This is a genomic window from Kitasatospora sp. NPDC087861 (assembly GCF_044742585.1).
Classification (GTDB): domain Bacteria; phylum Actinomycetota; class Actinomycetes; order Streptomycetales; family Streptomycetaceae; genus Kitasatospora.
Genome location: NZ_JBIUUS010000040.1, coordinates 1 through 25,623 on the forward strand (window position 1 = coordinate 1; position 25,623 = coordinate 25,623).

General features: G+C 70.7%; 23 protein-coding genes and 1 pseudogene. 15 read left to right on the forward strand and 9 right to left on the reverse strand.

Annotation, left to right across the window (positions count from 1 at the left end):
- The 4 genes and pseudogenes from ACIOJE_RS34890 to ACIOJE_RS34905 all read right to left on the reverse strand — a co-directional run.
- Positions 1–751: pseudogene (locus ACIOJE_RS34890) on the reverse strand (hypothetical protein); the annotation flags it as partial.
- 119 nt (positions 752–870) lie between these two features.
- A complete protein-coding gene (locus tag ACIOJE_RS34895) occupies positions 871–2,463 on the reverse strand; it encodes a hypothetical protein (RefSeq protein ID WP_400781860.1) in 1,593 nt (530 codons plus the stop codon).
- Positions 2,464–2,755: 292 nt separating this feature from the next.
- Positions 2,756–2,908: a hypothetical protein gene (locus tag ACIOJE_RS34900; RefSeq protein WP_400781863.1), complete on the reverse strand. Its 153-nt coding sequence runs from the start codon at positions 2,906–2,908 to the stop codon at positions 2,756–2,758.
- A gap of 149 nt (positions 2,909–3,057) precedes the next feature.
- On the reverse strand, positions 3,058–3,873 hold the full coding sequence (locus tag ACIOJE_RS34905; protein WP_400781865.1) for a hypothetical protein: 816 nt from the start codon (positions 3,871–3,873) through the stop codon (positions 3,058–3,060).
- A 224-nt stretch (positions 3,874–4,097) separates the two neighbouring features.
- Between ACIOJE_RS34905 and ACIOJE_RS34910 the strand changes: the two genes are divergently transcribed.
- The 3 genes from ACIOJE_RS34910 to ACIOJE_RS34920 all read left to right on the forward strand — a co-directional run bounded on the left by ACIOJE_RS34910 (position 4,098) and on the right by ACIOJE_RS34920 (position 4,910).
- A complete protein-coding gene (locus ACIOJE_RS34910) occupies positions 4,098–4,289 on the forward strand; it encodes a hypothetical protein (RefSeq protein ID WP_400781867.1) in 192 nt (63 codons plus the stop codon).
- Positions 4,286–4,522, forward strand: a complete 237-nt coding sequence (locus tag ACIOJE_RS34915) for a hypothetical protein (protein WP_400781870.1) — start codon at positions 4,286–4,288, stop codon at positions 4,520–4,522. Before ACIOJE_RS34910 ends, ACIOJE_RS34915 begins: the two co-directional genes overlap by 4 nt.
- A 67-nt stretch (positions 4,523–4,589) precedes the next feature.
- The gene (locus ACIOJE_RS34920; protein ID WP_400781873.1) at positions 4,590–4,910 is read left to right on the forward strand and encodes a hypothetical protein; all 321 of its coding nucleotides are present in this window, start codon (positions 4,590–4,592) and stop codon (positions 4,908–4,910) included.
- 72 nt (positions 4,911–4,982) lie between these two features.
- On the opposite strand, the gene ACIOJE_RS34925 is transcribed toward ACIOJE_RS34920, so the two are convergent.
- Genes ACIOJE_RS34925 through ACIOJE_RS34935 form a run of 3 tightly spaced genes read right to left on the reverse strand, consistent with a single transcriptional unit; the run spans position 4,983 to position 6,864 of the window.
- Entirely contained in the window at positions 4,983–5,603 is a 621-nt protein-coding gene (locus tag ACIOJE_RS34925) for a hypothetical protein (protein WP_400781875.1), read from the reverse strand.
- A complete protein-coding gene (locus ACIOJE_RS34930) occupies positions 5,600–6,613 on the reverse strand; it encodes an NlpC/P60 family protein (protein WP_400781877.1) in 1,014 nt (337 codons plus the stop codon). The genes ACIOJE_RS34925 and ACIOJE_RS34930 overlap by 4 nt, the downstream gene beginning before the upstream one ends.
- Positions 6,610–6,864 carry a hypothetical protein gene (locus tag ACIOJE_RS34935; RefSeq protein WP_400781879.1) on the reverse strand — a complete coding sequence of 85 codons (255 nt, stop codon included), beginning with the start codon at positions 6,862–6,864 and terminating at the stop codon, positions 6,610–6,612. The genes ACIOJE_RS34930 and ACIOJE_RS34935 overlap by 4 nt, the downstream gene beginning before the upstream one ends.
- Positions 6,865–7,411: 547 nt before the next feature.
- Here ACIOJE_RS34935 and ACIOJE_RS34940 point away from each other — a divergent pair.
- The 9 genes from ACIOJE_RS34940 (at position 7,412) to ACIOJE_RS34980 (ending at position 17,142) form a co-directional block, all read left to right on the forward strand.
- Positions 7,412–8,908, forward strand: coding sequence for a hypothetical protein (locus ACIOJE_RS34940; protein ID WP_400781881.1), 1,497 nt, complete (start codon positions 7,412–7,414; stop codon positions 8,906–8,908).
- Positions 8,909–8,931: 23 nt separating this feature from the next.
- Positions 8,932–9,258, forward strand: a complete 327-nt coding sequence (locus tag ACIOJE_RS34945) for a hypothetical protein (protein ID WP_400781883.1) — start codon at positions 8,932–8,934, stop codon at positions 9,256–9,258.
- 169 nt (positions 9,259–9,427) lie between these two features.
- Positions 9,428–10,207, forward strand: a complete 780-nt coding sequence (locus tag ACIOJE_RS34950; protein ID WP_400781885.1) for a hypothetical protein — start codon at positions 9,428–9,430, stop codon at positions 10,205–10,207.
- A complete protein-coding gene (locus ACIOJE_RS34955) occupies positions 10,204–11,814 on the forward strand; it encodes a hypothetical protein (protein WP_400781887.1) in 1,611 nt (536 codons plus the stop codon). The genes ACIOJE_RS34950 and ACIOJE_RS34955 overlap by 4 nt, the downstream gene beginning before the upstream one ends.
- 20 nt (positions 11,815–11,834) lie before the next feature.
- Positions 11,835–13,322 (forward strand): hypothetical protein, encoded by a 1,488-nt coding sequence (locus ACIOJE_RS34960; protein ID WP_400781889.1) that lies wholly within the window; start codon positions 11,835–11,837, stop codon positions 13,320–13,322.
- Positions 13,319–14,878, forward strand: a complete 1,560-nt coding sequence (locus ACIOJE_RS34965; RefSeq protein WP_400781891.1) for a hypothetical protein — start codon at positions 13,319–13,321, stop codon at positions 14,876–14,878. Before ACIOJE_RS34960 ends, ACIOJE_RS34965 begins: the two co-directional genes overlap by 4 nt.
- Entirely contained in the window at positions 14,878–15,147 is a 270-nt protein-coding gene (locus tag ACIOJE_RS34970; protein ID WP_400781892.1) for a hypothetical protein, read from the forward strand. The genes ACIOJE_RS34965 and ACIOJE_RS34970 overlap by 1 nt, the downstream gene beginning before the upstream one ends.
- Positions 15,137–16,618, forward strand: a complete 1,482-nt coding sequence (locus ACIOJE_RS34975) for a type IV secretory system conjugative DNA transfer family protein (protein WP_400781894.1) — start codon at positions 15,137–15,139, stop codon at positions 16,616–16,618. The genes ACIOJE_RS34970 and ACIOJE_RS34975 overlap by 11 nt, the downstream gene beginning before the upstream one ends.
- Positions 16,615–17,142, forward strand: a complete 528-nt coding sequence (locus ACIOJE_RS34980; protein ID WP_400781896.1) for a hypothetical protein — start codon at positions 16,615–16,617, stop codon at positions 17,140–17,142. Before ACIOJE_RS34975 ends, ACIOJE_RS34980 begins: the two co-directional genes overlap by 4 nt.
- 262 nt (positions 17,143–17,404) lie before the next feature.
- Here ACIOJE_RS34980 and mobF read toward each other — a convergent pair whose 3' ends face one another.
- Positions 17,405–22,462 carry a MobF family relaxase gene (gene mobF, locus ACIOJE_RS34985; RefSeq protein ID WP_400781898.1) on the reverse strand — a complete coding sequence of 1,686 codons (5,058 nt, stop codon included), beginning with the start codon at positions 22,460–22,462 and terminating at the stop codon, positions 17,405–17,407.
- Between the two features lie 566 nt (positions 22,463–23,028).
- Here mobF and ACIOJE_RS34990 point away from each other — a divergent pair.
- The 3 genes from ACIOJE_RS34990 to ACIOJE_RS35000 are packed head-to-tail and all read left to right on the forward strand — an operon-like array spanning position 23,029 to position 24,821.
- Positions 23,029–23,418 carry a hypothetical protein gene (locus ACIOJE_RS34990; protein ID WP_400781900.1) on the forward strand — a complete coding sequence of 130 codons (390 nt, stop codon included), beginning with the start codon at positions 23,029–23,031 and terminating at the stop codon, positions 23,416–23,418.
- A gap of 35 nt (positions 23,419–23,453) precedes the next feature.
- Complete coding sequence (locus ACIOJE_RS34995; protein ID WP_400781902.1) at positions 23,454–24,059, forward strand: HNH endonuclease; 606 nt, start codon at positions 23,454–23,456, stop codon at positions 24,057–24,059.
- A gap of 51 nt (positions 24,060–24,110) precedes the next feature.
- Positions 24,111–24,821: a hypothetical protein gene (locus tag ACIOJE_RS35000; RefSeq protein ID WP_400781905.1), complete on the forward strand. Its 711-nt coding sequence runs from the start codon at positions 24,111–24,113 to the stop codon at positions 24,819–24,821.
- Positions 24,822–24,868: 47 nt separating this feature from the next.
- Here ACIOJE_RS35000 and ACIOJE_RS35005 read toward each other — a convergent pair whose 3' ends face one another.
- A complete protein-coding gene (locus ACIOJE_RS35005; protein ID WP_400781908.1) occupies positions 24,869–25,489 on the reverse strand; it encodes a hypothetical protein in 621 nt (206 codons plus the stop codon).
- Positions 25,490–25,623: the final 134 nt, after the last annotated feature.

The window sequence follows — 25,623 nt, forward strand, 5'->3', positions numbered from 1 at the left end:
CCTCGGCCTGCCGACGGGCGTCGGTGATCTCACGGTGGGTGCTGGCCATCGCGGCCTCGGCGGTTTCGGCCCTGCCGGTTTCCTCCTCGGCCTGCCGGCGGGCGTCGGCGAGTTCACGACGGGTCGTCTCCAGCTCGGCGGCAATGCGCTGGGCGTCCTGCTGTGCCTGCTCGGCGAGCTGCAGCGCTGCGGCCCTGCCACCATGGGCGGCTGCCATCTCTGCCTCGGCCTGCCGACGGGCGTCGGTGATCTCACGGTGGGTGCTGGCCATCGCGGCCTCGGCGGTTTCGGCCCTGCCGGTTTCCTCCTCGGCCTGCCGGCGGGCGTCGGCGAGTTCACGACGGAGCTCGTCCACCGCGGCCTCGGCGGCATCGGCCCTGCCGGTCTGCTGCTCGGCCTGGCGCTCGCGGTCGGCGAGCTGCCGCCGGGTGCTCTCCAGTTCGGCGGCAATGCCCTCGGCGGCCTGCCGGGCCTGCTCGGCGAGCTGTAGGGCTGCGGCCCTGCCGCCGCGGGCCTCGGCCACCTCCCCCTCGGCCCGCCGGCGCCCGTCGGCCTCGACCACGGCAGTGTGTTCGGCCGCTGCCAACGCAGCAGTGGCGATGGTGAGGGTTTCCTGAAACGTGCGTGCCCGCTGAAAGCGGGCTTGGGCGTCGGCCACCCGTGCGCCGAGGCCATCCGGTGGCATTGCCGGGCCCGGCATTGGCAGGGCCTCCGGTGCCGCGGGACGGGCATAAGAGGTCTGGTCGTCCATCGTCGTCCCCTCTCCGTCGTTGTTGCTTGCGAGCGAGCGTGGTAGCGAGCAAGCGCGCTACCACGCTCGCTCGCTACCTCGCTTGCTTTCTTTGGTCCGAAACCTCCGGACCTGGGGGGTTAGCTGGCCTGCTGGCCGCTCTGCTCGGCCCGGAGCTCCGAGATTGCCCGGTGAGCGGCCGCCTGGTCGTACGTCCTGCCGGTCTCGCGGGTGAGCGTGGCCCGCAGTTCCTCGGCGATGGCATTGGTGGTGCGCTTGTCGTCCTCGGCAATGTCGCGGTGGTACAGCGCCTGAATGGCCGCCTTCTTGCTGCCGTACCGGGCCAGATCCAACACGTCGTCCTCGTCCTCGTCCTCGTCCTCGTCCTCTGCGCTGGGGTCGGGCTCCTCGGGGTCCAGCGGGAGGCGGACCTGCACCCGGGGGTTGCCGTCCATACCTGCCGCTGCCGGGCGCTCGGCATTGCCGGGGGCCGCCGACTCGTTCTCCTCCTCGCCACTGAGGCAGTCACCGGCCGCTGCGGCGTCGTCCTGGTCGTCCTGCTCGGGCCGTGGGCGGGGCAGTTCGACGGGCACTCGGTATGCCTCGGCATTGCTGATCTGAGCTACCGCGGTGGCCTCGGCATTGCTGGCCAGAGCCTCGAACGCCTCGACCTGGCGCGTCAACAATGCCAACGCCTGCTCTCCCTGCTGCTGAGCTTCCACTGCATACTGCCGGGCCTCCGCGGCCTGCTGCCTCGCATCGTCGGCCGCCGCCTCCGCGGCCGCGGCCTTGCCAGCCTCCTGGTTGGCCAGGGCCAGAGCTTCGGCGAGTTCCGCCCGGAGCCTGTCCGCCTCGGTGGCCTCCGCGGCCTGCTCCTCCGCGGACTTCCACGGGCGGTTCAGGTCTGCGTGCCGGAGCTCGGCGGCGTGACGCCGGAGCGCCAACCGCCCCTCGAACTGGTCGCGCCGGATCGGGTCCGCGGTGCCAGCCGCTTCAAGGGCCCGGCCGAGACGGCGGGCCACTACGCGGCCCTTGCGGCCCTCACGCTGCTTGTCGGTCAGCCGGGCCTCGCGGTCGGCGAGCTCCACCGCCTGGTCCATCGCGCGGTCCCGGGCGATCTCCTGAGCGGTCTGCCCGCGCTGGGCCAGGCCGAGGTACGCCATCATGCGCTCGCGGATCTCGCGGGCGATCTGCGCGCCGGCGGCCTGGCTTTCCTCGCCGGTGCGGTGCCGGAGTTCAAGGCCGAGGGCCGAGTGGGCAGCGAGCGCGCTACCGATCGAACCGACGATGATCCGAACCATGGTGCTGGCGCTGAACCCGTCGCCCTCATGCCAGGCCGGTACAGCGCTGAGGCCGGCGAACACCCACACACCGGTGCCGTACCAACCGGGAGACGGGTTCTGGGGATTGGCAAGGCGTTCGCGCGCTCCGAAAACCATCATGGCCATGAGGCTTTCGAATGCCGCGCAGGAAAATACCCGCTCGAACTTGGTGGCCATATTCAGGCCGTCTGCTGCCGCCGCAAATCCGTAGCTCGTGTGAAGGCTGACGGACGTGCAGATAATGAAGGCGATAGCGGCGGCAATGGTGCCTGCGCTCAGCTTTCGCCGCTGCTTGGCCTTTCGCTTCGATCGAATTCCGATGATCGTAATAGCGACAATGGAGACGCACAGTGCCGCCGCCGCTCCGATCATCACAGCGTGTTCCTGTGCCCACTGGGTCACCTGGGACATTTGGTCACACCTGCCGCTCGGTCGTCCGGCCAATGCGACGGATTCCGGCCGTCCTGTCCGCCGCGGTCATCGCGGAGTCTTCGGGGGCATTACTGTGGTTGGGGCACAACACAGGTACCGTCCTGGTGGTGTCGTCGTGATGAGGGCCCTGGTAGCGCTGCCTGCAAGCTCCGCGCTGCTGGGGCCCCTGTCCGTTCGGGGGCGTGAGTGCCGCCGCTCGTGCGCGCACCCATGCGAGGTTTCTTGGTAGCGAGCTAGAAAGCGCGCTCCGTCGCTTTCTAGCTCTATGCGATCAGAGCACGTTCGGATCACCTCCGAGCTGCCTGTACTCGCCGGAGTACGTCTGCTTCAACGCCCACTCCACGACCTGCCGCTTACTCAGTCCGCGCTCACTGCTGACCTTGTCCATCAGTTCGCTCAGCAGGGGGTCCACCCTCGTGTTCAACTGGGCGAAGCTCTGAGCGCTCCGCGGTCGCCCGCGCGGCACCGCGGCGGCCGGCGGGGGCTCGATGGGGTCGCGGTTCTCGTCGGGGGCCGGCCTCGGCCCGCTGCCCCCTCGGGGACGGGGCTCGGGACGGTCCGGGAGGGGGCTGGTCACGATGCACGCACCTTCTCGTTGTAAATCTTCCGGTAAGCGTCGTAAACGGGCTTACCGCCTTCGTATTGGCCGTACCAAACACCAGCCGAACGCGACTCCGGCACAATTACCCGATCAGGGATGAATGGCCTGATGAGCATTCCCGGAGAGGTGCGCTCGAATTCATCGACGGCCCGCAGGGCATCGCGGGTCCAGACTGCACCACGCCATGCGGCGCCGAGGACAATGCCAATTTCCTGGAAATTGTCCGGCAGGCGAAGACTCCGCCGGTGGTCGCGGTATTTCCGCACAGTCTCTTTCGCGCCGTCTACACCATCCAAACCATCCTCGTTCGGTTTGGCCGCGTAGATGATTCCGTTGATCGCGGTCAAGATGTTCTGAATGATCAACCCACCTTGACGGTTGGGCGAGTCAAAGAAGAGACGCGCCCGGACGCCCTCCGTGGACCGCAACAGGCGAATGTTCGCGTGGTCGTCGGCGGTCTTCTCCTGGTTGGAGAGTTTCCGATCACTCGGGATCACCCGGAGGTTCGCGGGCCAACCGCCGGCGGGGTCGGGACGGATCGCCAGCTCTTCCGCCCACCCCTCCACGTCGTCGTTGCCGAAGATGGCCCCGATGTGGAGGCCGGGTTCGCGCGGCTGGACCCCAGTCCATTTCGTGACGGCGCCGCGGGGGTCGCAGTCGCCCACGATCACCTCGTCGTCCGGGTTCTCCTCTGCACAGGCCACGGCGAGCGACAGCAGCGTCATCGACTTCGTGACGCCCCCGGACTCGGAGTAGGCGGTGCACCGCTCCCACTGCTGCTCTGTCATGGCTCGCATCCTAGCTACAACGCGTGGTTGCGCGCTTTCTGACGCGCTTTCTAGCTCTAGCTCTAGAGTGCTAGCGTGGTAGAAAGAAAGCAACTATAGTGAGCCAACAAGAGAGGGGCCGGGCTTCCTACGGCCCAGCCCCTCATTGGTTGCCCTGCCCACCGCGGACACGGTGGCGGGGCTCAGATCCTGATTGGGAGGATCTTGTGGTCAGCGTAGTAGAGGTGCCTGCCGCAGGTAACCGCGAGCTGGTGGTGAAGCCGTGCCGTGCCAACGGGCCGGTGCGAATCGCGGTCGGCCGCTGGTCGGCGACGGGGGAGCGGCGGGTGCCGGTTACGGCGCCGCGGCCGCCGGTCGACGACCTGGTGGCGGTGGCGAGCGTGGTTGGTGTGCTCGTCGACCGATCGGCGGCGTGAGCGCTGTGGTGTTGCTCTACCTGCTGTTCGGCGTCTTCGCCTACGCGGGGTGGGGGACCACTCCGGCTGGTGCCGTGCTGGATCTGCAGGCGGACAGGACACGTCCGCCGCGTGGGCGAGAGGTCGCTGCGGCCGTTCTCGTCTGGGTGCTGCTGCTGGTGGTGTGGCCGCTCGCGGTCGTCATCCGTGGCGTGCTCGCTCTTCGCTCGGGTGCCGATCACCGCGAGCTCTGACCGTGCCGGTCGGGGACGCGGGCGACCGGCCGGCGTCCCCGCCGTTGACCACAACGGAGGGTCTGTCATGAACGCCAACACGAACCACCCGGAGGATGCGGCCGGGATGCGCGCCGATCTGGAGTACGTCAGCGACGAGTCGCTGACGACGATGCTGCGGGAAGCGCTGCGGCAGCGCGGGGAGACGACGCGGGATCTGCGCTTGCAGGTGATGCGGGAGCGCCCGGAGGTGGTGGCCGACCTAGCCCAGGACCACGTCGACGACATCGCGGCGCTGGCGGAGGGGTTGAACTGGGATTCCACCGGCCTCCTGGTGGAACGGCCGGTGTTCCGTGACCGGTGGGCGCTGGCGGTGCTCACCGGCCGGGGCGAGGCTCTGGCCGGCTGAACCTCTGAATGCCCGACGGGGCGGCTCCGCAACTCGGAGCCGCCCCGTCGGCGTTGGCTGAGCAGGTGGTGGTCATCGGATCTGAATGGTCGAGACGCGCCACGGGTCGGCGCCGTTGCGGGCCAGTACGACGAACGCGGTTCCCACCGGGGTGGTGTCGGTGTAGCCGTCCCGGCCGTGGGCGGTGGTGGTGACGGTGTAGGTCCGGTCTGCCTCGGTGGTGGTGTCCGCCGGGGCGCCGGCCTGGCTGGTCAGGGTGACGCTGGCAATGGTGTAAGCGTCGTGGGCTGTCCAGTTGCCCCACTGCGCTCCCGGCGCCGCCATGGCCTGGTGACTCGCCAGTTCGGCAGCATAGGCGGTGGTGAGGTACGGCGCGGCCCTCACGGTGGCGTCCCGAGGGCTGACGTCCACTGCGGTGTCGATCTGGAACATGACGGTCACCGCGGCCCGGCCGACGGCGCCGGCGTCCTGGCCGTTGACGGTCGCCGGGTCAGGCAGGGGAGCCCGCAGGGTGCCAGCCGTACCGGTAGGGTAGGGGGTCGGGCTGAACAACGGGCTCGGCGTCGCCGGCGGCGGAGGTGCCGCGCCGGTGGGGGTGCTGCCGGTGGTGGCCGAACTGGCGCAACCGCACAGGGTCAGCGCGACTGCGGCCGCTGTGGCCGCGAGCGTCAGCCGTGGGCGTCGGTTCTTCACCCGATCCTCCGAATGGTCTGGACCTTTCCGGCATATTCGCTGAGCGGGACGGAGCGGACCGCAAGGCCTGTCCGTGGCGCCTCCACGATCATCCCGTTGCCCTGGTAGATCACGACGTGGGAGTAGTCACCGGGCTCGGTCTGAACGGCGATCAGGTCGCCGGGCTGAATGGTGGTCATGGTCTGTTCGGTGCCCATGGTGGCCTGGATCTCGGAGCTGTGGGGGAGGAGGGTCTTCCCGCCTGATGCCTGGTAGACGGCGTACAGGGTCAATCCGCTGCAGTCGAATCCGTTGGTGGACGCGCCACGGCCGACGCCGAGCGTGGGCCCGTTGATGTCGCCTCCGCCCCAGCTGTAGGGCGTCCCCTGCCAGCGGAGTGCGGCCTCCACCACGGCGGCGCCGAACGCGCTGGTGGAGCCGGTGGGCGACGACGCGGTGTACTTCGCCATCCCGGTTTTGATCGCCTGGACGTATTGCTGGGTCTCGGGGTAGGGCGGGATGCCGTGGTACTGCTTCACCGCGCCCGGGCCGGCGTTGTAGGCGGCCAGGGTGAGCGAGAGCAGGTCACCGCTGGCCTCGTGATCGGCGATCAGCCGGGACATCTGGTCAGCCAGGGCACAGTCGTACTTCGCCTGGGTCATGATCGCGTCGGCTGGGTTGAACGGGTCGGCCGCGGTTCGGGTCTCCGGTGCCGTGTTCACTCCCCAGGTTCGCCAGGTGTCCGGCATGAACTGGGAGAGGCCCCGGGCGCCGACTGGGGAGACGGCGGCGGGGTCCCAGGCGCTTTCCGCTTCGATCTGCGCGGCGATCACGGGGGCCGTGATCGCCGGGCAGGTGGCGGCGGCCTTGTCGATCCACTCCCTGTACAGCATCGGCACAAAGGTGGCGTTGAGCGAGGTGGAGACGGTGGCGGCCTTCGCCTCGTCGCCTCCCCCGGCTCCCATGACGGCCATCGGCACGCCCAGGACGACGACGGCGCCGGCCACCAGAGCCGCCTTCCCCTTGCTCATGGCCGGACCTGCTCGGCCCGGGCGGCGGTCCACGCCCTCCCGGCAGCCTTGGCGGACACCCCCAGGGCCTTCGCCCACCGGGCGGGAGCGGTCATCGGAACCGTCCCGGACAGGACGTTGGAGGTGTGGCTGACGCTGTATCCGACCACCTCGGCGAGCTCGACGACCGTCCGCCCGGTGTGCCAGCGCAGTTCGTGCAGCGTCGGGTCCTGGGTCAGCGGCGCGAGCTCCGTGGTCGGGACCTGCAGCACGGTGGCGAGCGTGAGGAGACGGCCAGCCGTGGGCGACGCCCCGTGTGCTGCCGAGTAGCTACGGATCGCACTGTACGGAATGCCGGAACTGACCGATAGCTGCTGCAATGTCCACCCCCGATTGCGGTAGGCCGCCCTGAACCGGACGGGATCCCACGTCGTCAACTTACGCATCGTCACGGCTGAATGATGCCCGTTTTGATGATCACCTGCGCGTAGAGGACTTGACATACGGGGATTGTAGAGATTAGCCAGCGGAGCTACAATGGTAGCTGTATCTGAGCGGTGATAGATTAGTCACCACGGGGGAGGGTACGGCTGTGACGTTTGTGTGCCGAGTGTGCGTGTCACCTCGGACAATCCGGTGGTCGATCCCTGCTCCGCAGGGGACTATGTGCAACACGGGGCATCTGCAGGGGAATCGGTGGCGGATGGTGCGCCAGGTGGGCGGTCAGCCGAACCGCGCCGGAGCGCGACGGCGTTGCCTGTACAGAACTGGGCACGCTCGGGCCCTCTGCCTGCGACGTTGGCCAGCAAGGGAGCGCGGATGATGGGCAGTCGGTTTCAACCGCCGGTCGGCGAGGAGGACGAGGGAGCGCTGACGGCGGAGGTGTTCAACCACGCCGCGCAGAGCCGCCGGAACGTCTCCCCCCGCCTGGTGTCGCTCCCGGTTGTGGAACCGAAGGTGGAGCCGGAGGCGCCGGCTCCCTCTCCGGAGCCCGCCGGGCCGGACTCCGGCCACCAGGACGCTCCGGTGGTCGAGCAGCCGCCGCCGGGTGAGACCGTCGACACCGACCTGGTCAACGACTCGGTGTACGTCCGCACGTTCGCACCTCCGCGAGGCCCCGCTATCCCCCTGCCGGAACCCTCGTTCGCGACCGGCCCGGTCCAACCCGCCGCGGTGGCCGCGTTCTTCCCTCTGCCCGTTCACCAATCCCCGCTGCAGTCCTCGACCGACGAAGCTCCGCCGGGCTCGGCGGTGGCTGCTGCCTCGTCGGCCACGGGTGGGTCCTCCGCGGCCGGCCCTCGGAACGGCGCCGCGGGGTTCGACCAGTTACCGCCGACGAGTCCGCCGGTGCCGGGCTTCGACGTCGACAGCTCGCACGCCGCTGCCGAGCCGTCCGCGCCCGGGGCCGGCTCTGAGGCGGGCTCGCCCGCCCGGTGGGGGTGGCGGGGGCAGGTGCGCCGGCTGTCCGGCGGACTGATCTCCCCGGCGGCCAGCGCCGCTGAGGCCGCGTACCGGGAGGAGGTGGCGCTGGTGCAGCGCACCCTCCGGGGGCCTCGGACCGTTGTGTTCGTGAACCCCAAGGGAGGAGCCAGCACCACGACGTCGACCCTGATGGCCGCGCACACCCTCGGGGTGCACCGGGCCGGCGGCGTGCTGGCCTGGGACAACAACGAGACGCGCGGGACGCTCGGCGGGCGGGCGATGCGCGCCGGGCACGCGAACACGGCGCGCGAACTACTGGCGAACATCGGGCAGTTCGAGGACCCGGAACGGGCCCGCGTCGACGACCTGGGCCTGTACCTGCGTGGCCAGGGTGACGGCCGCTTCGACGTGTTGGCGTCCGACGACCGGCCGGAGGTGACCGGGCACATCGCGGCGGACGACGTCGCGCGCCTGCACCGGCTGTTCTCCCGCTACTACCAGCTGATCCTCATCGACACCGGCAACAACATGCGGGCCGCGAACTGGATGCGCGCCGTCCAGGCGGCCGACCTGCTGGTGGTGACGACGACGGTCAGGATCGACGCGGCCAACTCCGCGCTGTGGATGCTGGACGCGCTGGAACGGCACGTCTTCGGCGCCGGCCAACTGCGGCAGCGGACGGTCACCGTGCTGACCGAGCCGGCCAGCACCCGGGACCACAAGCTGCGGTCGGCGATGGAATCGATTTTCGGTGCCCGCACCCGCGCGGTGGCACACATCCCCTTCGACCCGGCACTGGTCGACGGCGGCGAGATCGATCACGACAAGATCTCGGACCGCACCCACCAGGCCTGGCTGCACGCCTGCGCGGAGATGTCCCGCGCGCTGTTGTGACAACGAACCAGAAAGGACTGAGCATGGACCCTCTCAACCTCGCCCAGGACCCCACCCCCGCGCCCACCGGCGGTGGCTCGTTCAACCCCTTCAAGGGGGTTGACCCCTCGTTCGGGCCGTTCGACGCCATCCTGACCAGCAAGGTCGGAATGTTCCTCGCCCTGGTGTGGGCCGGCTGCTTCGTATACACCGCATATCACCTGCTCGTCGGGGTCGCGAACTTCGCCCGGAGCAAGAAGGGCGGCTACGGCGACGACCTCTCCGAGGTCAGGACGAACGTAATCCTCGCCGGGGCCGCGACGGTCGGACTGGTCGCCGCTCCGGCTATCTACGTGGCCCTGCTCTCCTGAAACCACGTTCCGAACGCCAACCGGAGGGATCGTCATGAACGTCAGTGTGGATTGGCAGCCGGGCGGACAGCCTGAGGGGCCCCGGCGCTCGTCCAAGCCCCCCGGCCGGGGGGCCTCTCCGTCGTCGGGTGACCGGCTGCGACGCAGGAAACTGCAGCTGGCCGCAGCGGTGGGGCTTGGCCTGGTCGCGGCGGTCGTCGCCGCGCTGGCCGTGCCGCAGCACGAGGCGAACCAGCCCTCGGCGGCCCCGCCGTCCGGCGCCGCGGCCGCCGGGCAGGGAGAGGGAGGGCCCGGGCTGCCCCGCGGAACGGCGTCGGCCTTCGGCTTGGACGGATCCGCCAGGGTGGCCGGCCTGCCGCGCGGGTTCCGGCACACCGTGGACGGAGCGGTGGAGGCGGCCAGCACGGCGGCCGCCAACGTGTTCACGATCCAGCGCATGACGCCCACGGACCGCTCCGCCTACCTCACCAGCGCGTACGGGTCCCTGCCCGCCGGGGCCGAGGCCAGCGCAGCCACCTACCAGCAACAGCACGGGCTCAACGGGCAGGGGCAGTTGGTCGACCCGTCGACGGGCCAGGTCTCCGCGACGAAGCGTTACATCCACCTGTGTCACCCGGAGCTCGGCGCGTACCGGGTAGTGAACTCCTCGGCGGACTCGGCGTCGGTGAACGTGTGGCAGGTCTGCCTGAACGGCACCGTCGGACCGGACGGTCCGGACCTGCGGGGCCAGTGGTTCGTGGTCCAGCTCGACATGCAGTGGAAGGGCGGGGACTGGCAGGTCACCGGCACGAGCCCGGGCGGGTTCTCAGCTCCGCCGACTCCCCCGCAGGGCACGGTCGTCACCACCTACGGCCAGCGCGCACAGCTGCTGGCCGGCTACGGCAGCGGGTGGACCCTCTACAGCGACGCCACGGACAAGCCGGTGGCGGAGATGGGGACGGCGAAGTGAGAACGCGCGGGGGAGCGGGGGGCCGCGTCCGCAAAGCGATCACCGCGGGGCTTGACGCCGTCGCGCTGCAGATCGCGACGCGGCCGCGCCGGGCGGCCGCGGTCCTGGCGGTGCTGACCTGGGCGGCCATGGCGGCGACCCCGGCGGCGGCGGACGACAAAAAGGACTGCGGCGCCCCGGACTGGATGAGCTGGGCGTGTTCCGACACGTTCGGGAAGATCGTCAACGGATTCGGGAAACTGCCTATTATCGGGGGCGGCGTCACTGCGGCGGACGAGACTCAGAAGGTCGTCGACGCGTTGACGCCTTCCAATATTCTCGACAGCTGGGCCCAAGGGCTCTGCCACGCGGTGGTTTTCATGCTGTCGTTCATCGCCTCGACGGCCGAGAAGCTGGCAACCCCCGCGTTCAATCAGAAGTGGTGGGCCGAACAGTACGCCGTGACCTTCGGACTCTCGCTGATCTTCCTGGCCTTCATGTTGCTGATGATCATTGCGAAGGTCGGCGGAGGCCAGGGAAGCAGCGTCTCCGGAATCGAGCTGCTGCGGAAATCCGGTGTACGGCTCGTCTTCGTGGTGCCCGCATGCGCGCTCGCCCCAGCGCTGCTGTACTCCCTGCAGGGGCTGGCCTCGGAGCTGTCCAAGTCGTTCTCCACCCAGGCCACGATCCAGGCCAACGGCGCGATCGGCAGTTTCATGACGATGATCCAGAAGCATGCGGGAAACGGCTGGGCTGACTTCGGCGGCACCCTGATGGTGATCGTCCTGATGATTCCCATCGTGATTTTTGGAATCATCCTCTTGATAGAGATGGCCGTTTCCTCATGGGGGCTCATGATCTGCGGCCTTCTGGTCCCCCTGGTCACCGTAGCCGCTGTCTACCCGCCGTGGGCGCGAGCCCTTCGGAGATTGGCCGGCCTGATTTTCGGCATGATGTTCATGCCCTCGGTGGTCTTCTTCTTCTTCTGGACGGTCTGGTCTTCGGTTAACGCCCTGTTCGAAACCGACGCTTCAAACTCTCCGGTGACGATCTGCATTTTCGTGCTGGTTTCCGTCTTCATGGTCGACAGTTTTCCGGTTGTGGCCTTCTGGGTGATGGGCATGGTGGCGCCCGGCGCCGAGACGATGCCCGGGGACGTCCGTGGGGCCGCCCCCAACCCCACCCCCGGTGACCTCTACAACGGGTCGGTGGACAAGCTCTTCAAGGGCGGCGGTAAGGGCGGCGGCGCGGGCGCCGTCGGCTCGGGGGGCGAGGGCGGGGACGGCGAAGACGGGGACGGCGAAGACGGGTCGGACGGCCTGAACGGGTCGAACGACTCAAACGACGACGTATCAAAGGCCGAGGGCGGGGACGACGACGGCGGCGGCAACAACGACGGCGGGGACGACGACGGTAACGACGACGGGCCCGACGACGGTGGTCCCGGCGGCGGAGGCGCCGCGGACGGGGACGACGGTGGTGGGAGCGGAGTGGACGACCTGAGCCCCCGGCCTCCGGGTGGCTCCGTCGCCGGTAGCGCCGACGGTGACGGCGGCGGTGGATCGCTCGGAGGCGGTGCCGGCGGCGCCCCGGCCCCGGCCCCGGCCCCGGCCGCAGCCGCGGTCTAGGAGAGGCAGGAGAGGGAGACATGGCAGCGCAGGAACGTACGTACGTGCTGGGCGGGGAGACTCGCCGGCGCGCGCTGTTCGCCTCGTCGGGCCGCGTGATCGCGGCCCGGGGCGTTTTCCTGGTGGTCTGGATGCTGGTGTTGCTCGACACGCACTCGCTCGTGGTGCTCATCGTCGGGCTGCTGGTCGGCGGGGCGGGTGAGTTCGCGCTGGCGCGCCGCACGGCGCTGGGGGAGTCGTGGACCGGGAAGGTCTGGGACGGGGTGGTGTTCCGCTTCACGCATCGCCGCCCGGTGCCGGACTTCGTCCCCGGTGAGGCGCTGCCGCCGGAGGTGGGGGAGGTGCGGATGCTCTCCTACGCGCCTCCGGCCCGGCCGAACGTGCCGATGGCGATCGTCCATCACAAGGACCACGCCCGCAGGTCCTGGGCGACCGGCCACCTGACGGCCACCATCGAGATCAAGGGCGGCGGTGACGGCCTGCTGCCGGTGCGCGCGGTCAACACCTCGGGCCTGTTGTTCGAGCGGCTGTTGGGCGGCCTGGCCAGCGCGGAGATCCCGGTGGATCAGCTGGACATCGCCACCCGCATCCTGCCCGTGCACCCGGACGCCTACCGGGAGCACATGCGGGGCCTGGTGGTGGCGGGCACTCCGGCCCGGCTGCGGCGCTCGATGGCGGAGTTGAGCACGGCGGCCGCCGGCAACACGGAGGAGTACCGGTCGTTCGTGACGTTGCGCATCCCGCTGGCCCAACTGGCCGCTGGCATCGCCGGACCGGCCGACCTGGAGCGCGTGGCGGAGGAGACGTTCGCCACCCTCGGGGAGGTCGTGCGTCGTTTCGACGGGGCCGGCTACCAGCTGCGGCACGTCCTCGGCCCGCGCCGCCTCGGAGCGCTGATCCGGCACCTGCACGACCCGGACGTGGGAATCGACACGCAGGAGGGTATCGCCACGGTCGCCGACGGCTGGGGCTACACCCGTTGGGCTCACCCGCAGTTCGTGCGGATCGAGGGGGCCGCGCGGGACTGGTACCACGCGGTCGGCCACATCCCCCGCGACGCCTGGCCGCAGCACGCGGTCGGTGCCCGCTGGATGGAACACTTGGTCACCCGCGTGAATCCGGCGACGATTCGCACCGTGGTGGCACAGTTCCGGCTGGTGCCCAAGGCACAGGCCCGGGACCTGGCCAGGGTCGGGCTGACGTACGACGTCGCCGACGCGCGGACCGAGAGGCGCAAGGGGCAGGTGGCCGACGGGGTGACGCAGGCCGCCATGTCGGCCTCGCGCCGCACCCTGCACGACCTGCTGCAGCCGGTGGTCGCGGGCACCTACCCGTCGGTGCGGGTCATGATCTCCGCTCCGGACGACCCGGAGTTGCTGACGGCCGCGCGCCGGCGCGTCACGACGGCGGCGGAGAACGGCGGGGTGGCCCGTATCGCCTGGCAGGACAACCGGCACCACAGAGCACTGATCACGGCACTGCCGATGGCACGGGGAGTACGGGCATGACAACCGCACAGGAGAGCGGCGGCCATCTGGCGGAGGGTGTGCCGATCCCGCTGCAGGGTGTGGCCCCGGGCCGGCCGCGGCGGCGGTGGCACGTGGGACTGCAGAAGCGGGGGCAGGCGGCCGATCCGGCGCCTGCCCCGGCGGGCCCGGCAGAGCCGGAGGCGGCTCCGGAGCCCGAGCCAGAGCCGGAGTGGGATCCGACTCCGCACCGCCGACGGCGCCGTTTCGGCTCCTACGAGGCCGATACGGAGACGATTCTGACGTCGACGCGCCAGGCCGGCGCGCTGAACCCGGCGATCGTCTCGACGCACTCGCCGCTCGCGGGGCCGATCATGGGCATCGACCTGGACACCGGGCAGCCGGTGACCAGTGACCCGCACCTGCTCTACAAGGACAAGCGGATCACCTCGCCGAACGTGGTGGTCCTCGGTGACATCGCGTCCGCTAAGTCGTCGCTGGTGAAGACGGTCTACTGCGCCCGGGCGGTGGCGCTGGGGCGCCAGGTTGCGGTCTTCGACCGCAAAAACCAGCAGGGACAGGGCGAATACGTGCGGACCGCGGAGGTCTGCGAGGCTCCGGTGATCCGGTTCGCTCGCTCCGGCGGCACGGCGATCAACCTGCTGGATCCTCGGATTTCGGCCACCTCGTTGGACGAAGCCGGTAGCGAGCGTGTCGGGCAGGACCGGCTGCTGCTGATGGTGGCCGAGCACGCGCACGGCCCGCTCTCCTCGACGGAGCACTACGCGCTGCGGACCGCGCACGCGACCGCCCTACGGCGGGCGGAGGAAGCCGGCCGGGTGGCCACGCTCCACGACGTCGTCACCGCGCTGTTCGACCCGGACGAGTCCACCTCGATCCCGCACCCCAATCTGTCACGCCGCGGGGTCGTGACGGTCGACCGGGTGATTGAGTGGGGTCTGAACCTCGCTCTCGACCTGGACCGGTTCATCACCGGCGACCTGTCAGGTCTGATCGACCGGGAGACCAGCGAGGACCTCGACCTGGACGCGCCGCTGCTGGTGTTCGACACCTCGGCGCTGCCGGAGGAATCGCCGGCGCTCGCACTGGTGATGGCCCTGGTCAGCACGTTCCTGACGGCGGTGTGGGCCCACCGGCCAGGGCAGCGGATCATCATCCTGGAAGAGGGCTACCACACCACCCGGCTGCAGTCGCCGGGGACGACGTCGGTGGCGACCATCCTGCGGTCGCTCGTCAAGCGCGGCCGCGGCATCGGCCTGGCCTTCGTGACGGTGATCCACCACCTGAGCGACGTACCCAAGGGCTCGGACGCGGAGAGTCTGATCCGCGAGGCGGACGTGGTGCACATCTACCAGCAGAGCCGGGCGGACGACGCGCAACAGGCGGTGGAACAGTTCCGGCTGCCACCCGCCCTGTTCGAGACGCTGGGTGTGCTGGACAAGGGGTGCCACGTCTTGAAGATCGGAAAGGAGCCTCCGCGGAGGGTGCGCCACATCCGTACCCGTCTGGAGGTCTGGATGACGGATACGGACGAGGCGATGACGGGCCGACAGACCCAGGCTCCGGAGGTGGCGTGATGATGCAGATCGTCCTAATCTTCCTCGCCGTGCTGCCGGTGGTCTGCGTGGCCGGCTGGCTGTGGGGGACCTACTCACCACGTCCTCGGGCGGGCTCGCGCCCGGCCGACGATCCCGGGGGCGGCTTCGCCACCGCCGAGCAACTGCACGCCCGGTTGAGCGCGGAAGCGGTACGGGCGGCGGGCGCTCAGGTGCGGCCCGGCCTGGCTCGGCCGGTCCTGGAACCGGCGAAGGCGACGCGACGGAGGGGGCTGACTCGTGGCCGGTAGTGCGGTGTTGGAGCGGGTGCCGGCGTTGGAGCCGGACGAATACGGCTACTACCTGGGCGAGGCGGTGAGGCCGGAGACCGGGCAGTCGCTGTACAGCCCCTACGACCAGGCGCTGAGGGTCATTGGCCCGATGGGCTCGGGCAAGACCTTCCGGTACCTGGCCCGGGTCGCGCGCCGCTGCCCGGGGGCGGCGCTGCTGGCGTCGACCAAGCCGGACATCGTCGAATTGACCTTGGGCGCGCGGGTGAAGCGCGGGCCTGTGGTCTCGTTGGACGCGCAGGGCGTCTGCCCGGGCCTGGAACCGCTGCGACTGTCCCCGATCCACGGGGCGGAGGACACGGAGGTGGCCAGCATGCGGGCGGCCGCGTTCGTGGCCGGTGCCGGGGCCTCGCCTGCGGCCAAGTCAGACGGGGGCGACGACGCGTCGTCGTTCTACAAGGACCAGGCGGCGACCGTACTGGAATGCTTGCTGCACGCCGCGGCGCTCGACGGGGCGTCACTGCGGGACGTATTGAAGTGGGCCGCGCGGTTCTCCGACCCGGCACCACGGGTGATCCTGGACCAGCACCCGGGAGCCGGGATCGGCTGGGCCGAGAATCTGGTGCGGGCCACCACGGGCGACGAACGCAAGGTCACCAACACCATGTCGACGCTCGCACGGGCCCTGGCCTCGTTCAAGCACGCGGAAGTCGTCAACGCGGTGGACGTCGCCCCGGAGCGGGCGACCGACATTGAGGCGCTGCTGGCCGCCCGTGGGACGGTCTACCTCCTGGGGAAGGACAACCCGTATCTGTCCATCGCACCGCTGATCACCGCCATGGTGGAGGACGTGCTGGACCGGGCCGAGAGGCTGGCCAACACGCTGGAGTTTCGCCGGCTCGACCCGCCGTTGCTGGTCGGCCTGGACGAAGTCGCGAACGCGGCACCGATCCCGTCGCTGCGGCAGCGGGTCGCCGACGGCCGCGCCCGTGGCCTGGCCGTGCAATATTTTGTGCAGGGCTGGGCGTCGGCAGAGGCCCGGTTCGGCCGCGACGTAGCAAAGGAACTGGCGTCGTTCACAAACAACACGTTGGTGTTCGGCGGGGTCGGCGACCCGGCGTTTTTGGAGGAGATGTCCAAGCGGGCCGGCCAGGTGCGGGTTTTCCGCACGTCGACGTCCTCGGGCAGCGGACGCGGCAGCGGCCCGTCCAGCAACGTCGGCGAGGACTGGCAGCCGGTACTGCGGGCCCACCAGATCGGGCAGCTGGAGGTCGACCTCGGCGAGGCGCTGCTACTCGCCTCGAATCTCCCGCCAGTGATCACGCGGCTGCCGATGCTGAAAGAGGATGAGGACTGGCCGCAGATCCAGGAAGAGGTACGGCAGGTGCGGGCCATGGCGGACGCCGCCCGGGCCCTGGCCAGGGCCGAAAAGGACCGGTCCATGCGGGCGAACGCGGCTGCGTGGAATGAGCAGAAGGAGAGCGGACGGTGAGCGTTCCGCGCTGGCCGGCACTGCCGGACATCGTCGCCGAGCAGTTGGCACTGATCGAAGCCGAGCAGGAACCGGATGAGGAAGAGGACGAACCGCAGGAGCGAACGGACCTCAACACCGGGGAGGTAGTGGACGGTCCGGTGACCCGGCCGTGGGACCTGGGCGAGCTGGTCGGCGAGTTCCGGGACGCCGTGTACGGCTGGCTGGACGACGTCGTGCTGTGGTTCAACCGCTGCTACGGATGGCAGGAACACCAGCTGATCCCCGCCTGCTGGGACGACCACGGCGGCCTCGCGCTCGACCTCGCCGCGGTCGCCTTCGGCCGGATGGACGCGTACGCCACCGGCACGCCAGCGTTCGTTTCGAGGTGGCACAACGAGGTGGACGACCTGCTGCGACGCATGGCGACCGCTCTGGGCGAAAACGACGGACGCGACTGCCGCAGCGGCAAGCACAGCACGCCGGCCGACTACGTCCGCCAGGGCGTGCAGCGGGCGATCGAAGAGCGCTCCGAGGTGAGCTGAGCGGCAGCAGATCGGCCCTCTGTCGGCGGCCGCCACCCCTTCGCCGGGGAAGCGGCCGCTGTGTCGTACCGGTTTCATCAAGGGGTGAACGAACCGCGAGAGACCCGACTCTCTCAGGGTTCGTTCACCCTGAACGAACCTCCGCCGATCCGGACTGGTTGCCAATCGTTCGCCCTGAACGGACCCCCTCAAACTACGGCGGGTAGGAGACGCGGGTGAGCGCGGCAAGAGCCGTAGCCACTGGGCCGCACGTGCCGCGCGGTCAGATCCGCGGTGCCCCCGGGTCACGGGGTGGCGGCCGCCGGCGGCTCGGGTCCTCGCCCGGCATCCGCCGGCCCTTGGGGGTGGCCTTCTTCGACGGGGCCTCGCCGTGGCTGTACGCGGCATCGAGGCGTTTCGACGCGTTCGGCCGCGTCTTCGGGGCCGCCTTCTTCGGCGCGGCCTCGGGCTGGACGGCCTTGGGCTGGGCCTTCTCGGGCCTGGGCTTCGGGGCGGTGCGGGACCGGCACGAGTCGAGCGCTTCGGGGCCGGTGGTGTCGCCGTAGGCGTTCAGCAACTTGGCCTCGGCGCGGTTGCGCGGGGCCTTCGCCTTCGCCTCGGTCTCGGGCCTGGTCCGGCGGTCCGTCACGGGGGCGCTGGTCTTGGCGTTCTCGGTGGGGCGCTTGGGGGCGTTCTCAGGCGTCGGCGCGGTGCGGGTACGGCCGCGCTCGGTGTGCAGGGCCTCGGGGCCGGTGGTGTCCTGGTGGGCGCCGAGGAGTCGGGCCTGGGCGCTTCGCTGGCGGGCGGCGAGCCGGTCGGCGTCCTCCTGGGCACGCGTTTCGGGTGCCATCACGGCGCGGGTGGCGTACTCGGCGCGCAGTTCGGCAGCGTGCTCGCGCAGTTCGGCGGCGGCCTGGACGGCGACGGCGGCGTGCGCCCGGTTGGCCTCGGCCTTCGGGGCGGTGCTGTCGATCTCGACGGCCAGGGCGACGGCGCGCTGGGCGGCACCGACCAGCTCGCGGTCGGTCAGGCGGCCATGCCGGCGGGCGTCGAACGGGCTCGGCCCGGGGGTCAGGCCGGGGCCGTCGTCCGGGCGGGGGGTGAGCGTGCGGCGGGCCAGGACTCGGCGGGCCTGCTCGGCGCGGCGCATCTGCTCGCGGGCCTCGATCGCGCCCGGAGCGGTGGCGTCGACCTGGTGACTGGCCGTCTCCACAGCGGAGGTGGCGTGCAGCGCGGCGGCCTGGGCGCGGTCGGCCTCGCGGTCGAGTTCGGCGAGCCGGGCCGGTGGCACCTCCTTGTCCCCGGTCTGGGCGTGGGCCTCGGCGGCGCGGTTCACCGCATCTTCGGCGGCCTGGATGGCGGCGGTCTCCGCGCGTCGGGCAGCGTCGTACTGGGCGATGGCGTCGGCCGCAGCCTGGGCTACGGGGGCGCTCTGGTTACCCTGGGCGATGACGACGGCCAGGGTCTCGGCGTCGGCTTCGGCCAGTGCCGGGATCTCGCGGAGCAGTTGGTAGGTGGCCTGAGCGGCCTGAGCGGCCCGATGGTCGGCGCGCTGGACCGGCTCGGTCGGCTCCGGTCCGATGGCGGCGCTCTCGTGTCCGATCTCCCACAGCCGACGGTAGGTGTCGGCCGCGTGGACGGCGGCCGCCCATGCGGCGCGGGTGGGGTCGCCGGGCGCCGGCGGGGTACCGAATGCGTCCAACCAGGTGGCGCCCTCGGCGGCGAGCTGCAGCGCGCGGCTGTACGCCTGGATGGCGTCGTCGGCCTGTTGGGCGGCCCGCCAGAGCCCGCGCAGGTGCGGCTCGTCCTCGGTCGGCGCTGGGCCGACGGGGTCGGCACCGGCGTAGTTGGCCAGGTCACGGAACTGGGCTGCGGCGGCGATCCGGTCGCGCCACGCGACGGCCTCGGCCACGCTGCCGACGGGCTCCGGACCGTAGGCTGCCGCCCACCCTTCGCCCTCCCGGGCGTCCTGCTGGGCCTGCTGGGCGAGGTGGTCGACGCGAGCGCGGATGGCCCCCACCAGCTCGTCGACGTAGTCGTGCCGGTCGTCGCGGTCCTCGGCCTCTGGGGTGGGAAGACGCAGACCGTAGGCGGCGAAGAAGTCCGCGCCGGTGGCCTGGGCGTCCTCTTCGTAGGTCGCCGCGCTGGTGGGCCGGGGCGCGCCTTCGGGCAGCGCGTACTGCTCGGCGGCCCCCGGGATCGGGTTGCCGTCCTCGTCCTCCAGGAGCCACCGCACGCGCGCGTGCATGGCGGCGGCGTGGTCCTGAACCTTGTTGTCCCATTCACGGCTCGCGTCGGCCGCGCGCACCAACGCGTCGGTGTCCAGCCCCTCGTCGGCCAGCCGCGTGAGCTGGGCCCGCAGGGCCGGCCACGCGGAGGCGGCCACGATCAGGCCCCCGATCGTGGGGCCGATTAGGGCGATGATCGCGGCCTTTGCCTCCTCGTCCGCGAGCTCGTCCAGCACGAACCACAGGCGCGGGGCGTTGGTCCGGACGCTCTCGGACTCGTCGAATGCCTTGCGCTGGCGGGCGGTCGCGGACAGCTGGGTGCCGTCGCGGGCGACGATCGCGGCCCATGCCTGGTGTCCGGTCAGCGGTCGGCCCGGCTCGCCTGACTCGGGGATGATGCCCTGGTCCGTGGCGATGTAGGCGTGGTTCTCCAGCGCTCCGCGGGTGAGCGTGGGGTAGGCCGAGTTGCGGTCCATCCCGATCGTGAACAGGCCGTGCCCGGTCTTGACGGTGACGCCCTGGACCCGGTCCTTGGTGATCGCGTAGCCGAGTTCGACGGCGCTGGTCGCGTAGTCGGCGGGCAGCAGCGTGCGGCCCCGGGTGATGGTGTGCTCGACGAGTAGCGCGCCACCACGGATCTCGATAACGGTCCAGATGTCGCCGTTGCGGACCCACTGGCGGGTGTCCTCGCACGTCAGATCGCGGTTGTTGACGCGGGTGACAACCTGGTCGCCGCGGCCGGCCTGGTTCCCGTCGGACAGGGGGAGGGTGTGGGTGTCATCGACGGTTCCGGCGGCGATCCGGTCGGCGCGGGCCCGGTCCGAGAGTTCGGCGGCGAGAGCGTTGGTCGGTGCGATCAGCACGCTGGCGAGCCCGTCGGCGACGTCGGCCTGCCACCGCCGATAGGCCTCGTCCAGCATTTCCGCAAGGGTGCCGACGTGGACGCGGCCGCGGGAGCTGTAGGCCTGCCACGACGTCTCTGCGTCGCCCCGGGATACGGCGTTGGCCGCGTCGATCTCCCATTCGCGCAGGTCTCCGCCAGCGTTGCGGAAGCGCCTCACCTCGGTGAGGTAGATGGTGGTCTCGTCTTCCAGCAGCGCGAAGGCGCCGCCGACTCCGGGTGATCCGAGTTGGCGCGAGTCGCCGACCGGCAGCATCCGGCCGCCGGCTTCCTCGACCTGGTGCAGGATGGCGTGCAGGTCCGGGGTGCTGGCCTGCCCCGCCTCGTCGACGATGACGATCGTGTCCGGCCGTAGTGTCCACCGCAGCTTCGCCTGGATCTCCGCCGCGTTCTTGAACGTCGTGCGCTCACCGAGCAGCTTCGACAGGGTGAGCCAGCGGGCGATGTTCTCGGTCCGGATGCCGGCGGCCTCGGCCAGGGTGTCCGCCTGGACCTGCCCGCCCGCCAGGCCGAGAACGGGGATGCCGTGCTGGTCGGCCACTTCCTTGATCAGCTTCATGATGGTGGTCTTGCCGGTGCCGGCGTACCCGCTGATGTCCTGCAGACGCCGGGCCCGGGTGAACACCGCGTGCACGGCGGCGCGCTGTTCCTCGGTCGGCTGGAACCCTCGTTCGGCGTCGGCGAGAGCCAGGGCGGCGTCGATCTGCTCGGCGGTGAGCTGCTGGACGACGGCGGGCTGGGCCTTCGCCTCGACCAGATCGTTCTCCCATCCCTTGATGCGGTGGGAGGTGTAGCGGGAGGCCCTGACCTGGGAAAAAATCGGACTTCCGTCCAGCCGCAGGTAGCGGCTGGGGATCGTTAGGGGCTCCGGTGGGGTGATGAGTTCGCACTGGTCGGGGTGCAGCACGTGGTCCACCACGTCGGAGAGCACGGTGTCGAACTGCTCTCCGGCGGCCAGGTGCCACCCGGCGGCGGTGAGCTGCCGGTAGGCCTCGGCGGTCGCGTTGTCTCGGGTCCAGCTCTCGCGGTCGTGTTCCAGGACATCAAGGATGGCGGCGGCGACGTCGGCGAGGGCTGGCAGGTCCTGCGGTTCGGTCAGCGCCGTAGTGGTGGCCTGCTGGGCCGCTGCGACCAGGGTCGACGGCATGAAGACTCCGGCCCGCCAGAGCCTTTCGCGCCACCGTCGGCGCTCGTCGCCGACGCTACCTGGCATCTTGTCCGGACGGGCGGTCAGCGCGGCGGCCTGGGCGAGGGCGTACTGCTCGGCCCGGCTTGGCGCGCGCCCCTCCCGCTCCTGGAAGGCCGCCAGGAGCTTCTCCAGGGCCTTCTCTGTCTGCCTGCGGCGCTGGGAGAACAGGCTGACCATGCTGCCGGACACGCCGAGGTACTCGCGGATGGGGCGCTTGCCAGGCCGGATCGAATCCTCGCGAGGGGCGGCGGTGATCCTGAAACGCCGCCACATCTCCCGCTCAAGCTCGGTGGTGTACATCTCGCTGAGTGCCACCGTGACGCGGTGGAGTGGCCGGGCGTCCAGTGCCAGCCAACGGCCGTCCTCCGTCTGGACCTTGGCCGAGACGGCGACGTGCCGGTGGAAGTCGGGGTCGCCAGCCCGGCTGGTGCGGTGGATGAACGCTGCGGCGATCAGCCCACTGGCCTCGACCTGGGCGACGCCTTGGGGGCCGATCCGGGTCCACGACGCCGCTGTCTCCAGCCGGGCCCAGACCCTCGCGAACGCCGCAGCCTCGGCCGCTTCCAGTTCGGCACGGAGCCCGTCGCCGGACACTCCCCACAGCACCGACCAGGACTTGACCGGCGAGAATACGCTCTCCCATCCTGCCCTCGCGGTGCGTTCGCCCAGCTTGTCGGCCTTCTCCCGGAGCTCGACTTTCCGGGCCTCGGTGGCGTTGGGCTCCCGCTCCAGCAGGCGCTCGTACGTCTCGTCAGCCGTCGGATAGGTGGGCCACTTGCGGCCCAGTGCCTTCGCCGTGAGGGGGTTCACGCCCGCCTTGAAGATCGCGTCGGCGGCCTCCTGGGTGACCATCCCGGCGAGCCCCAGGGCCGCCGCCTGGGCGCCGATCCATACGCCCGGCGTGTCGCCGCCGCTCGACCAGTACTCGGCGAGGTCGCGGCCCTTGATCTTGTCGTCGCCGCTGGCGACGGTGCGCATCAGGTAGTCGATCCCGCTGCCCGCTGAGATCGCGTGAAGCGTCATCACCGGGCATCACCACGGCCCGAAGCAGGGCACAGAACCGCCTCAGCGCGGCGGTTCTGAGCGGCGTTCACCAGTAGAAGGTAGCCTCATTTCAAGATCAACAGTGGGGATTTTCGCGGAGTGCAAGAGGTGTGCCGTGTTTTCGAGCTCTCTTCGATCTTGATCGAATGCTGTTCTCGATCAAGATCGAAGAGAGCTCTCCTTGCCTTTGCTCAGCTCGCTGAGGATCGAGCGCTTTTCTCGATCCTCAGCGAGCTGAGCAAAGGCTCTGTCCTGTCATCCATGCTTCGCTGGATGACAGGTGCTGTCGAGCTGAGCGCTCGGCAGCGGGCTCACGCCAAACGTCTTTCGCGTGGGCCCGTGGGCGCCCTCGGCGTCCACTCGGCGCCCCAGGGGGCGCCGTCTCCCCGACGGGCACCGCCCATCAGGGAACAGTGACCGGCGGAACCCCGGCCCGCCGCCCGGGCCGCTTGCGGCCCGGGCGGCGGTGGGAACCGTTAGAAAGCTGGGGCGACGTGCCGGTGAAACCGCTGACGGTGCAGCGGATCACCTCCTACACTGCGGTCATGGCATCTGCACGCAACAACAAGATTCAGGACCGGCGGGCCGCGCTGCGCGAACAGCAGAAACTCGAACGGCTCGCGGCCGACGAGGTGTTCAAGTTGCTGACCGCGGAGGAAGAGGCGCGGGAGGCGACTGCGGCCGGTGTCGCCGACCTCGTCGACAAGGTCGGCGCGGCTCGCGCCGGCGCGCTGGCCGGTCTCGACGCGCGAGACATCGCCGCTTACCTGAAGCTCCACGACGAGGTGAGCACGGACGACGACGCGGCAGACGACGGCGAGCCGAGCAGCGCGACGCAGAGCGAGCAGCTATCGGACGCTGAACTGGCCGGGCAGAGCGGGACGGTTCCCGTACAGGTCGGCCCGGTGTCGGCGGCGTCTGTCGCTGCCGAGTAGCTGTGCCTCGCGTGCCTGAGGAGGTCCGTCCGCCGGTGGACCTGCCACCACGGGCGGATCTGGGCGAGTGGGCACGGCTGCGGGCCTGTCTGGTCGTCACCGATCGCTGCTGGGTGTTCGCGGGAGCGCTATCCGATGACGGGTACGGGCGATTCCATGCGCCGATAGCCGCAGCCTTGATGGGGCAGTCTTCGCCGTCCGTCCGGCCGTCGCGCTGGATGTGGCACGCCCACCATGGACCGATCCCCTCGAACGCTGTCATCCGGCACGACTGTGACCGGTCCTGGTGCGTCAACCCGGGGTGTCTGCAGGAGGGTGACCGGTTGGACAATCTGGCGGACGCGGTGAGCCGCGACCGGCTCACCCACCCGGGCCGGGTCGGCAAGGCCGACCGGCGCGGTCTCTACGCGTCCGCGAAGGCGGTACGGACGGCCGTCTTGGACGCCCTGAGACAAGGCACCCGCGCCCCCGACGAACTGGAAGCCGTCGTCGCCGAGGCGATCGCAGCGGGTGACCCGTTCGCGGGCCACGGCACGCTGTTCCCCGCGCCGCCGCACCAGTCGGTTCGACACCGGCAAAGGAAGCGCGGGCCGGACCGGCCTGCGCCACGGTGGACCGCCGATCATCCGGCGCTGTTCTGAGCCTTTCTAACGGTCGCCCAACCCCTGCCGACAACGACGGAGGCGTGCACCATGATCGACCACCGGCCGGAGAGCGCTCCGGATGACCTCGGCGCCGCCTTCGCGGCCGCGGCGGACGCCTTCGAGACAGCTGTCGGCCATGGCGGCGGCACTCCTCCTTGGCCGCCGGCCGCTGCGAAACCCGCAGACCAGCCGAACCGTCCCGACTCGGCACCCGTCCTCGCCCAGGCGGGACGGCGTCGGCTCGGACGTCTCGCACTGGCGCCGCTGCTAGCCGTGCCGCTCGTCGGCATCGCCACCGAGGTGGGCGAGCACCGGACGGACCCTCGGCCGGCCGTCTGGACGGGCACCAGGGAAGAGCAGCCGCTGGCGGCCGCGCTGGCGGCGGTGTCGCCCTCGCCGACACCGGTTCCGGTTCCGCCGCCGGTGGCGCCGCCGCTTCCGCCGCCCCCGCCCGCACCGCAGCTGCCAGCCAACGCGGCCGATCCCGCGCCAGCGCCGGACGGCGAGGAGGACGCCGCGGCGCCGCCCCGCAACCGGCCCACCGGGCCGGGCGGTGCCCGACGCCCGGGGCCGTCACGACCAGTCGGCTCCGGGAAGGGCAGCCCGACAGCCGAGTACCCCGGCCAACAGAACGCGCCCGCGCGTCCGGCGCCGCCGCCGATCCCCAACGGCGGGAACGGCGGGCTCTGCGATGCTGCGGCCGGTGCGGGCCACCTGCCGCCCGACATCGTCGCGATGTGCCGTTCCGTCTACGGGTAGGCGGCGACCGTTAGAAACCCAGTTGGGATCCAGATCGTCGCCGGACGTCAGCCGCTCCTGTCGTCCGGCAGGACGACGCCCTGGCCGTGCGCCTCGGCTAGGACGGCCAGCCAGGCCGATTCCAGCTCGCCGACCGCGCGGGCGTACGCGCTGCGGGCCGCGTACGAGCCGGAGCCGTCGGCACGGCGCTCGCCGGCCACGACGAGCGCCTGGGCGAGGGCGAGCCGGAGCGGACCTGTCGGTTCGGCGGTGGCCCGGCTGAACCGGTCCACGGTCAGCAACGCGCCGTAGCGCTCGCGTACCCGGTCGTGCCGGGCGCCGAGCGAGGCAAGGTCGCCGTCCGGCAGCGACGGCACGCGGCGCCGCCCACGCAAGCGGCGCACGGAGCCTCGGGCAGTCGCGATGACAGCCAGGGCGGTCAGCATCGCGACCCCGGGGCCCAGCAGTGCCCACCAGTCCATGAACGCCTCGTGTCCGACATCGGCCGGGCGGAGCACAGCGTGCGTGAACAGACCGGCACCGGTGAGGATAAGCGCGCTGCTCAGCCACTCCGGTGCTCGGCTGACACGCCCGGGCGGGGGCCCGACGGCTGCTTGCCGGATGCCGTACACAGCCGTTGCGGCTGCGGCGCTCAGCAGGGCGCCGCTCAGTGCCTCACCAGCGATCACATCGCCTCCTCGCAGGGCTCCAGCGTGACGAACCGCGGCAGCCGGCGCAACGGCGCGTGGAGGGACGCGGCTCGGGGCCTGTGCGCCGGTTCCTCCGGGCAGCGGTGAGGTTGCCGGGTAGGTCGGTGCCTCGC

Excerpts from the sequence above, each read along its gene's own strand:
- ACIOJE_RS34895 (WP_400781860.1), bottom strand. The coding sequence starts at position 2,463 with ATGTCCCAGGTGACCCAGTGGGCACAGGAACACGCTGTGATGATCGGA.
- ACIOJE_RS34905 (WP_400781865.1), bottom strand. The coding sequence starts at position 3,873 with ATGACAGAGCAGCAGTGGGAGCGGTGCACCGCCTACTCCGAGTCCGGG.
- ACIOJE_RS34920 (WP_400781873.1), top strand. The coding sequence starts at position 4,590 with ATGAACGCCAACACGAACCACCCGGAGGATGCGGCCGGGATGCGCGCC.
- ACIOJE_RS34930 (WP_400781877.1), bottom strand. The coding sequence starts at position 6,613 with ATGAGCAAGGGGAAGGCGGCTCTGGTGGCCGGCGCCGTCGTCGTCCTG.
- ACIOJE_RS34940 (WP_400781881.1), top strand. The coding sequence starts at position 7,412 with ATGATGGGCAGTCGGTTTCAACCGCCGGTCGGCGAGGAGGACGAGGGA.
- ACIOJE_RS34945 (WP_400781883.1), top strand. The coding sequence starts at position 8,932 with ATGGACCCTCTCAACCTCGCCCAGGACCCCACCCCCGCGCCCACCGGC.
- ACIOJE_RS34960 (WP_400781889.1), top strand. The coding sequence starts at position 11,835 with ATGGCAGCGCAGGAACGTACGTACGTGCTGGGCGGGGAGACTCGCCGG.
- ACIOJE_RS34965 (WP_400781891.1), top strand. The coding sequence starts at position 13,319 with ATGACAACCGCACAGGAGAGCGGCGGCCATCTGGCGGAGGGTGTGCCG.
- ACIOJE_RS34970 (WP_400781892.1), top strand. The coding sequence starts at position 14,878 with ATGATGCAGATCGTCCTAATCTTCCTCGCCGTGCTGCCGGTGGTCTGC.
- mobF (WP_400781898.1), bottom strand. The coding sequence starts at position 22,462 with ATGACGCTTCACGCGATCTCAGCGGGCAGCGGGATCGACTACCTGATG.
- ACIOJE_RS34990 (WP_400781900.1), top strand. The coding sequence starts at position 23,029 with ATGGCATCTGCACGCAACAACAAGATTCAGGACCGGCGGGCCGCGCTG.
- ACIOJE_RS35000 (WP_400781905.1), top strand. The coding sequence starts at position 24,111 with ATGATCGACCACCGGCCGGAGAGCGCTCCGGATGACCTCGGCGCCGCC.